This is a genomic window from Actinomadura violacea, assembly GCF_017573465.1.
GTDB lineage: Bacteria > Actinomycetota > Actinomycetes > Streptosporangiales > Streptosporangiaceae > Spirillospora > Spirillospora violacea.
On sequence record NZ_JAGEPF010000007.1, the window covers coordinates 359,992 to 367,943 of the forward strand.

Below are 7,952 nucleotides of genomic sequence, written 5' to 3' on the forward strand. Positions count from 1 at the left end.
CACCTGGATTCCGCCCGCCCGCCTAATTTCCGCCCATGCGATCGTTCCAATTCATTTTCGGTTATAAGATCCGGTGGGAACGGACATTCGCGGGCGCCGATTCGCGGCCAGGTGAGTGATCTTCAGCGTCCGTTTATCGGAATCCTATGAATCGCGGGTCTCTTTTCCGATCGCCCTATCCTTTCCCGGATCACTCGGGTATGAACAAGGGGTGATCGGCGCGGTCACGGCGGGCATCCGCGGACCGCGCGCAGGGGGCCGCGCGCGGCGCCCCCGCGCGCGGAGGCAGGAAGACCCTCTCCGAGGAGGAACCCCGTGAAAGCTCCCGCCCGACGCGCCCGCATCGCCGCCCCGGCGGCCGCCGCGTGCGCCGCGCTCGCACTGGCGGCCGGCCCCGCGTCCGCCGCCACCACCACGATCCGCCAGGACACCGCCACCGGCGCGCCCTACGCCGGGAACTGGCAGATCTCCACCGTCGGCACGCTGAACTTCTCCACCAGCTTCCTGGGCATGAACGTCACCGGCACCTGCGACAGCGCGCGGATGCAAGGCACCACCACCACCGCGGGCGCCGGCGAGCTGACCGCCGCCTCCATCGGCGCGTGCCACACCTCCAACGGGTTCAGCTCGCCCGCCACCGACCTCGACCTGGGCGGCGTCTCCGACCGGAGCGGGCAGATCGCCTACGCGCCCGTCCAGGGCGGACGCGACGGCGTCATCACCATCGGCGGCGACCTGCGGATCACGCTCAAGGGCCAGGTGCTCGGCCTCACCGTCACGTGCATCTACGGCTTCCGCACCGGCGGCTCCGACGGGCTCGCCTTCGACGTCTACAACCGCGACAACCCGAACCGGCCGCTGCCCGCCGACGACCTGCAGGGCAAGTCCGACGCCATCCAGCTCGTCCGCGAGACCGGCAGCAGCGGTCTCTGCCCCTCCAGCGGGACCGGCAGCGGCGCCGCGATCGGCCGCGGCGAGAGCACCGCCGGATCCGGCGTCTTCGACCGCAAGCTCTACCTGACCTCGTGACCGGCAGGGGTAGCGGCCGGGCTCCGGGGCCGGTGCAAGGGAGTGGTCTTCCACCTCGGGGCCCGGCCGCCCCCTGATCCTCGCGGTGCTGGGTCGCCGTGTCGGAGCGGCCGGGGGCGTACGGCCGGATCCTGCGGACGATTCGCGAGGAGTACGAGCGTAACCCCGCAGGTCAGGCGGGTGTAATGACAGAGCGCTTACAGTTGTTTCCCACCGGTGTCCGGAATGTCGAGTGGTTAAATCACCCGGTTCCGGTCATGTGCCCTGGATCACACCGGGGACTGTCACGCCCGGCGGACCCGTCCCGTCCTGATGCCGTAACCGGCCTTCTCCCGGCCCCGCGCCGGGACGGACATCAGGAGTCGCCATGCGCGTTCTCGTCGCAGGATCCACCGGAGTCATCGGCCGCCGGCTGATGCCGCTGCTCGACGCCGTCGGCCACGAGGCGATCGGGCTGTCGCGCTCCGGCCGCGGCCCGGGCCGCACCCTCGCAGCCGACGCGCTCGACCGGGACGCGGTCTTCCGCGCCATCCGGGAGGCCGCGCCCGACGCGGTCGTCAACCTGCTCACCGCCATCCCCTCCACACTCGACCCGAAGCACCTGGCCCGCGACTTCGCGCTCACCAACAGGCTGCGCACCGAGGGCACCCGCAACCTCTACGACGCCGCCCGGGCCGCCGGCGTCGGACGTGTCCTCGCGCAGGGCCTCGCCTACGCCTACCAGCCCGCCGACGGCCTCGCCGACGAGGACGCGCCGCTGTGGACCGACCGCACCCCCAAGCAGTTCGCGCCCGTCCTGTCCGCCCTCATCGACCTGGAGAAGGCGACCGCCGCCGCGAACGGCCTGGTCCTGCGGTTCGGGCACCTGTACGGTCCCGGCTCCGCCTACGCGCCCGACGGGTCGTTCACCGCGCAGGTCCGCGCCGGCAAGGTGCCGGTGGTCGGCGGCGGCCGCTCCATCCTGTCGTTCACCCACGCCGACGACGCCGCCAGCGCGATCGTCGCCGCGCTCGACAAGGACGTCACCGGCGTCCTGAACATCGTCGACGACACGCCCGTCGCGATGGCGGACTTCCTCACCGGCTACGCCCGGATGCTGGACGCGCCCGCGCCGAAGCGCGTCCCCGCCGCCCTCGCCCGGCTCGCCGTCGGCGGCTGGGGCGTCGCCTTCATGAACGGGCTGCGCGGCGCCGACAACAGCCGCGCCCGGCTCCGCCTCGACTGGCGGCCCCGCCACCCGAGCTGGGTCCACGGCGTCGAGGCCGGCGGCGCGGACGGTGGCGCGGACGGCGGTCCGGACGGCGCCGCCGCCCGCGACGCGGCATGATCGTCGTCATGGACACGCGGGGAGACGCCGCCGGCACGTTCGAGGAGTACCGTCCGCTGCTGCTCGGGCTCGCCTACCGGCTGCTCGGCAGCATGTGGGACGCCGAGGACGCCGTCCAGGAGGCGTACCTGCGGTGGACGCGCACCGACCCCGCCGAGGTCGAGACGCCCCGCGCCTACCTGGTGACGATCGTGACCCGGCTCGCCCTCGACCAGCTCCGCTCCGCCCGCGTCACCCGCGAGGCCTACACCGGGCCCTGGCTGCCCGAACCGGTGTCCGCCGCCGCGTTCGGGCCGCTGGAGACCGCCGAGATGACCGACACCCTCGCCTACGCCACCCTGCACATGATGGAACGGCTGTCGCCGCCCGAACGCGCCGTGTTCGTGCTGCGCGAGGCGTTCGAGCTGCCCTACGAGGAGATCGCCCGCATCGTCGGGATCCCCGTCGCGACGTGCCGCCAGCACCACCGCCGCGCGGCGGCGCGCCTCGCGGAGGGCCGCGACCGGTTCCGGCCGTCCACCGCCGACCACACCGAACTGCTCGGCCGGTTCCTGGACGCCGCGCGCGGCGGCGACCTCGCCGCCCTCACCGACCTGCTCGCCGAGGACGTCGTCGCCTGGAACGACGGCGGCGGCAAGGTCCGCGCCGCACTCCGCCCCGTCCAGGGACGCGACGCCGTCGCCGCGTTCATCACCGGGCTCGGCGCCCGCTACGGCTTCGGCGAGGTCCGGGTCGTCGAGGCCAACGGCGCGCCCGCGCTCTGGACGCACATCGACGGCCACGAGCAGCTCACTGCGTTCGACGTCCGCGACGGCCGTGTCCACGGGCTGTTCGCCGTCCTCAACCCCGACAAGCTCGGCCGCGTCCGCCCCGCACCCTGACCCCGGCCCCGGCCGCCGGCGGCGGACGTCGGACAATGGGGGAGTGAGAGCGGTCGTGGTCTCCGACACCCACGCGCCCCGGCGCTGGAAGGCGTGCCCGCCGCGGGTCGCCGAGCACCTGCGGGGCGCCGACGTGATCCTGCACGCCGGCGACGTCTGCGTCGCGTCCGTCCTCGACGAGCTCGCCGGGTACGCGCCGGTCCACGCCGTCCTCGGCAACAACGACGGCCCGGACGTCGCCGCCTGGGGAGCGCCCGAACGCCTCGAACTCGACCTCGATGGCCTCGCCGTCGCGATGGTGCACGACAGCGGCCAGGCGCGCGGCCGCACCGCCCGCATGCGCCGCTGGTTCCCCGCCGCCGACCTCGTCGTCTTCGGGCACTCGCACATCCCGCTGGACGAGACCGGCGACGGCGTGCGGATCTTCAATCCCGGCTCGCCCACCGACCGGCGCCGGCAGCCGCACGGCACCATCGGCCTGCTCGACATCGACGGCGGACGGCTGACCGGCGCGCAAATCGTTCCCGTCACCTGATCATCGCCGGGCACAATGGCGTCATGGACGACACCGGGCGGAGGCCGCCGTGGGCTTCTGGATGACGCTCGGCCGCCACGACTGGACCGAGGTCCACGCGCTCCTCGACCACCCGCACGGCCTGCGGGGCGGCCTGCTCCGCCTCTACGACGCGTGGGGCGAGTCGCTCCGCGAACTGGAGACGGCGCAGACGACCCGCACCTGGGACGCGATCCACATCCTGCTGACGGGATGTGAGAACGACGAGGATCCCAAAGGAGTCCCCCTCGGCCCGGCCCCGGCCCGCGACGCCGTCATGGGCGGGCTCGTCCTGACCGGCGGCACCTCCCGCCTCAACACGCCGATCCTGCTGAGACCCGCCGAGGTGCGCGCCGTCGACGCCCACCTGCGCGCGATCGACCTCGACGCCCTCGTCCGCGAGCGCTACCCGCTGCTGCTGGAGATCGGGCCGTACTCCTTCCACGAGAGCGACGGAAGCGACATGGTCACGAGGGGATGGCTCGCCGACGACTTCGCGGTCCTCCGCGGCTTCTATGCCCGCGCCGCCGCCGCGGGCAACGCGGTCATCAAGGACATCTCCTGAGCCGGCCGGGACCCCGCCCGACCGGCGCCCGCGCGCGAGGGGCGGGGCCGAGCGTCGGCGCGGTGCCCCGAAACCGGTATCTTCTGCCGTCGTGATCAGGGCGTCCACCTGGTCGGACCCACCCCCGGAAGGCAAGGCAGGCATGCCCGAAGAAGGACCGCGCCGGCACCCCGTCGACGAGGTGCTCCCCGTCCCCAAGCTCGCCCTCTACGGTTTCCAGCACGTCCTGGCGTTCTACGCCGGCGCCGTCGTCGTGCCGATCCTGGTCGCCGGCGCGATCGGGCTGTCCCCGCAGCAGCTCGTCTACCTGATCAACGCCGACCTGTTCACCTGCGGCATCGCCACCATCATCCAGTCGCTCGGCGTCTGGAAGATCGGCATCAGGCTGCCCATCGTGCAGGGCGTCACGTTCACCGCCGTCGCACCGATGATCGCCATCGGGCAGGGCGCGCAGAACGCCACCGCCGGGCTTCTCGCGATCTACGGCGCCACCATCACCGCCGGCCTGGTCACCCTGATCGCCGCCCCGTTCCTCGGCCGGGTCCTGCGGTTCTTCCCGCCGCTCGTCACCGGCACCGTCCTGACGATCATGGGGCTGGTGCTGCTGCCGAACGCGCTCACCGACGCCGCCGGAGGCGCCGCCGCCAAGGCGGCGGGCAAGGACTTCGGCAGCTGGAAGCACCTCATGTACGCGGGCGGCACCCTGCTGTTCATCATCGTGCTCTACCGGCTCCGGCGCCCGTTCCTGAGCAGCATCGCCGTGCTGCTCGGCCTCGTCGGCGGGACGGTCGTCTCCTACGCCCTCGGCGACACCGCCTTCGACCAGGTCGGCAAGTCCGACTGGTTCGGCGTCACCACCCCGTTCCACTACGGCGCCCCGACCTTCCACATCGGCCCGATCATCGCGATGCTGCTGGTCATGATGGTCACCGTCGTCGAGACCGTCGGCGACTCCAAGGCCACGGGCGAGATCGTCGGCAAGGACGTCACCGACGCCGACATCACCCGCGCGCTGCGCGCCGACGGCCTGTCCACCTTCCTCGGCGGCTCGCTGAACGCCTTCCCCTACACCTGCTTCGCGCAGAACGTCGGGCTCGTCCGGCTCACCGGGGTCCGCAGCCGGTTCGTCGTCGTCGCGGCCGGCGCCGTGATGATCGTCCTCGGGCTGTTCCCGAAGGCCGCCGCCTACGTCGCCTCCATCCCGCCGGACGTCCTCGGCGGCGCCGCCGTCGCGATGTTCGGGATGGTCGCCGTCGTCGGCATCCAGACCCTCGGCAAGGTCGACCTGCGCCAGGAGCGCAACGCCCTGGTCGTCGCCGTCAGCATCGCGCTCGCGCTGCTGCCCACCGTCGTCCCGCAGTTCGGCGAGAACATGCCGAAGGACGTCGCCGCGATCCTCAACAGCGGCATCACGATCGGCAGCATCAGCGCGATCGTCCTGAACCTGGTGTTCAACGTCTTCACGCGGACGCCCCCGCAGGACGCGGAGGACGCCGCCGTCCCGCCCGCGGAACCGGCCACCACGTCCTGACCGCGACGCGGTCCGCGGCGCCCGCCGGCCGCCGCGGACCGCCGTCCGGTCAGTTCCAGAAGGCCGCGATCCCCGCCGCGGCCGCCCTGCCCTGCGCGAGGCCCGCACCGGCGGACGGGGTCCGCGTCGACGGGTCCAGCGGGTCCGCGCCGAACGCCGCCGTCGACGCCTCGTCCGGACGGATCACCTCGACCCGCCCGGCCGCCGCCACCGCCTCGACCTCCTGCTCGAGGTGCGGGTCCTCCATCGGCGCGGCCAGCAGGACCCGCTCGTACCCGGTGGCCAGCGACAGGTTGGTCGCCGAGTGCACGCCGCCGTCGACGTACCGGACACCGCCGATCGTCACCGCCGGCCAGATCATCGGGACGGCGCAACTCGCGGTGACCGCGTCCACCAGCCCCACCCCGGAGTCCCGGTCCAGCACCCGCAACTCGCCCGTGAGCGCGTTCACGGCCGTCACGAGCAGCTTCCGATCGGGCCACTCGTGCGACGGGAGCCGCTCCTCGATCACCGCGCGACGCTCCGCCTCCGTCACCGTGTCGGCCGCGAGCGCACGCGCGCCCAGCCCCTGCCGCAGTGCCACCGGATCACCCTGGTTCTCGTAGGCGAGCTGCATCCAGGTCTCCATGACCGTGCTCACCGACACCCCCGTCGGCATCAGCTCCCGGTTCTGCAGCGCCGGGTCCGCCTGCCGCGCGTACAGCTCCTTCAGCGGCAACCCGCTCGCGACCTGCGCTGCCACAGCGGAGCCCGCGGACGTGCCGACCAGCAGGTCGGCGCCGGTCACGTCCGCTCCTCCCTCGGCGAGCCCGGCGAGCACTCCGTTCAGCCACGCGATGCCGGCCACCCCACCGCCGCCCAGCACCAGCGCGCGTCCCTTGTCGGTCATATCCGTCCTCTCAATGGTGATCGATAGAGCGTAGGGAGGCCGGGAGACATTCCGGCCGCGGCCCTTCCCCCAGGGCGTCACGCCGTCAGGACGGCCCCGAACGGGAGGTTGCGCACCAGCCAGAACAGCAGGACCGCGCCGAGGAACGCCCAGATCAGCCGCGGATCCGCCACCCGCGTCCGCACGGGCCGGTCCATCGCCCGGGCGGCCGTCCAGCGGAGCCAGAAGAAGGCGAGCACCGGGATCATCACGACCGCGAAGACGTTCAGGCCGAGCGCCTCCCGCAGGTGCCCGTGGGCTAGCGCGTGGATCGTGCGCAGCGCACCGCAGCCAGGGCACTCGTAGCCGGTCAGAGCCAGGAACGGGCAGGTCGGGTAATGACCGGCCTGGCCGGGATCCACGGCGGCGACGTAGGAGACGACCGACAGGGCCAGGACCAGGACGCCCGCCGGCCGCGACAGCCGCCGCGCCGCCGCGACCGGCGAGCGATCGCGGCGGCGGTCCGGAGTGCCGCCCGGCCGGGGCCGGGCGGACACGTGCTCAGGGGACATGGAGGCCGGGCGTCAGTTGTTGCCCAGGGCGGCGAGGACGTAGATCACCAGCACCACGGCGCCGGCGACGGCCGACACGATCGCCCAGGTCTTCGCCTTCTCGGACGCGTTGACCGCGCCGGCGTGGTCGCCCGAGGACCACTTGGAGTCGACCTGCGCGGCGAACACGATGGACACGATCCCGGCGGGCAGGCAGCAGAACAGCGTCGTCAGGATCGCCCACACGAGATGGCTGGACGGCGGCGTGCCGCCGTACTCGTGGCTCGGCGGGGGGTTGTAGCTCATCCGCGTACCTCCGTGGAGTCGGCCGTCATAGGGGGTCGGCCGGTTCACAGAAGTAGATGGCGAGGGGCCGCGTCCGGTTCCCCTCCGCCCAGCCTGGCCCGCACGCCCGTGCGGGGGACCGCCGCGCGTCGATTTGACGAGGCCGCGCGGACCACGTAAGTTAACCCCTCGTCCCCCTCACGGATGCAGGACGCCCGCTTGGCGGCCGGCCGATGGGGAAACCACCACTCAGCAGCCGACGCGGCTTTGCCGTGTCAGCCGTACGGTGATGGCGTCGGTAAGGCCCGATTTTGCAAATCGAGCCGGATCTGATGAAATGGCAACACCGCCCGGAAGGGCCG

General features: G+C 72.8%; 9 protein-coding genes. 6 read left to right on the top strand and 3 right to left on the bottom strand.

The annotated features are described in order from the left end of the window. Window positions 1–315 precede the first annotated feature (315 nt). The 6 genes from J4709_RS13130 (at window position 316) to J4709_RS13155 (ending at window position 5,886) form a co-directional block, all read left to right on the top strand. A complete protein-coding gene (locus tag J4709_RS13130; protein ID WP_208240604.1) occupies window positions 316–1,029 on the top strand; it encodes a hypothetical protein in 714 nt (237 codons plus the stop codon). Window positions 1,030–1,396: 367 nt separating this feature from the next. After that, window positions 1,397–2,356, top strand: coding sequence for an NAD-dependent epimerase/dehydratase family protein (locus tag J4709_RS13135; protein WP_208240606.1), 960 nt, complete (start codon window positions 1,397–1,399; stop codon window positions 2,354–2,356). An 8-nt stretch (window positions 2,357–2,364) separates the two neighbouring features. After that, window positions 2,365–3,237 (top strand): RNA polymerase sigma-70 factor, encoded by an 873-nt coding sequence (locus tag J4709_RS13140; RefSeq protein WP_232383386.1) that lies wholly within the window; start codon window positions 2,365–2,367, stop codon window positions 3,235–3,237. 43 nt (window positions 3,238–3,280) lie between these two features. Beyond that, the gene (locus J4709_RS13145) at window positions 3,281–3,772 is read left to right on the top strand and encodes a metallophosphoesterase family protein (protein WP_208240610.1); all 492 of its coding nucleotides are present in this window, start codon (window positions 3,281–3,283) and stop codon (window positions 3,770–3,772) included. A 49-nt stretch (window positions 3,773–3,821) separates the two neighbouring features. Next, window positions 3,822–4,355, top strand: a complete 534-nt coding sequence (locus J4709_RS13150; protein ID WP_208240612.1) for a DUF1877 family protein — start codon at window positions 3,822–3,824, stop codon at window positions 4,353–4,355. A gap of 142 nt (window positions 4,356–4,497) precedes the next feature. After that, window positions 4,498–5,886, top strand: coding sequence for a nucleobase:cation symporter-2 family protein (locus tag J4709_RS13155; protein WP_208240614.1), 1,389 nt, complete (start codon window positions 4,498–4,500; stop codon window positions 5,884–5,886). A gap of 49 nt (window positions 5,887–5,935) precedes the next feature. Here J4709_RS13155 and J4709_RS13160 read toward each other — a convergent pair whose 3' ends face one another. The 3 genes from J4709_RS13160 to J4709_RS13170 form a co-directional block, all read right to left on the bottom strand. Beyond that, window positions 5,936–6,775: a patatin-like phospholipase family protein gene (locus J4709_RS13160; protein ID WP_208240623.1), complete on the bottom strand. Its 840-nt coding sequence runs from the start codon at window positions 6,773–6,775 to the stop codon at window positions 5,936–5,938. Window positions 6,776–6,852: 77 nt separating this feature from the next. Continuing rightward, the gene (locus J4709_RS13165) at window positions 6,853–7,311 is read right to left on the bottom strand and encodes a DUF2752 domain-containing protein (protein ID WP_307801199.1); all 459 of its coding nucleotides are present in this window, start codon (window positions 7,309–7,311) and stop codon (window positions 6,853–6,855) included. 27 nt (window positions 7,312–7,338) lie between these two features. Further along, window positions 7,339–7,611, bottom strand: a complete 273-nt coding sequence (locus J4709_RS13170) for a CD225/dispanin family protein (protein WP_208240625.1) — start codon at window positions 7,609–7,611, stop codon at window positions 7,339–7,341. Window positions 7,612–7,952: the final 341 nt, after the last annotated feature.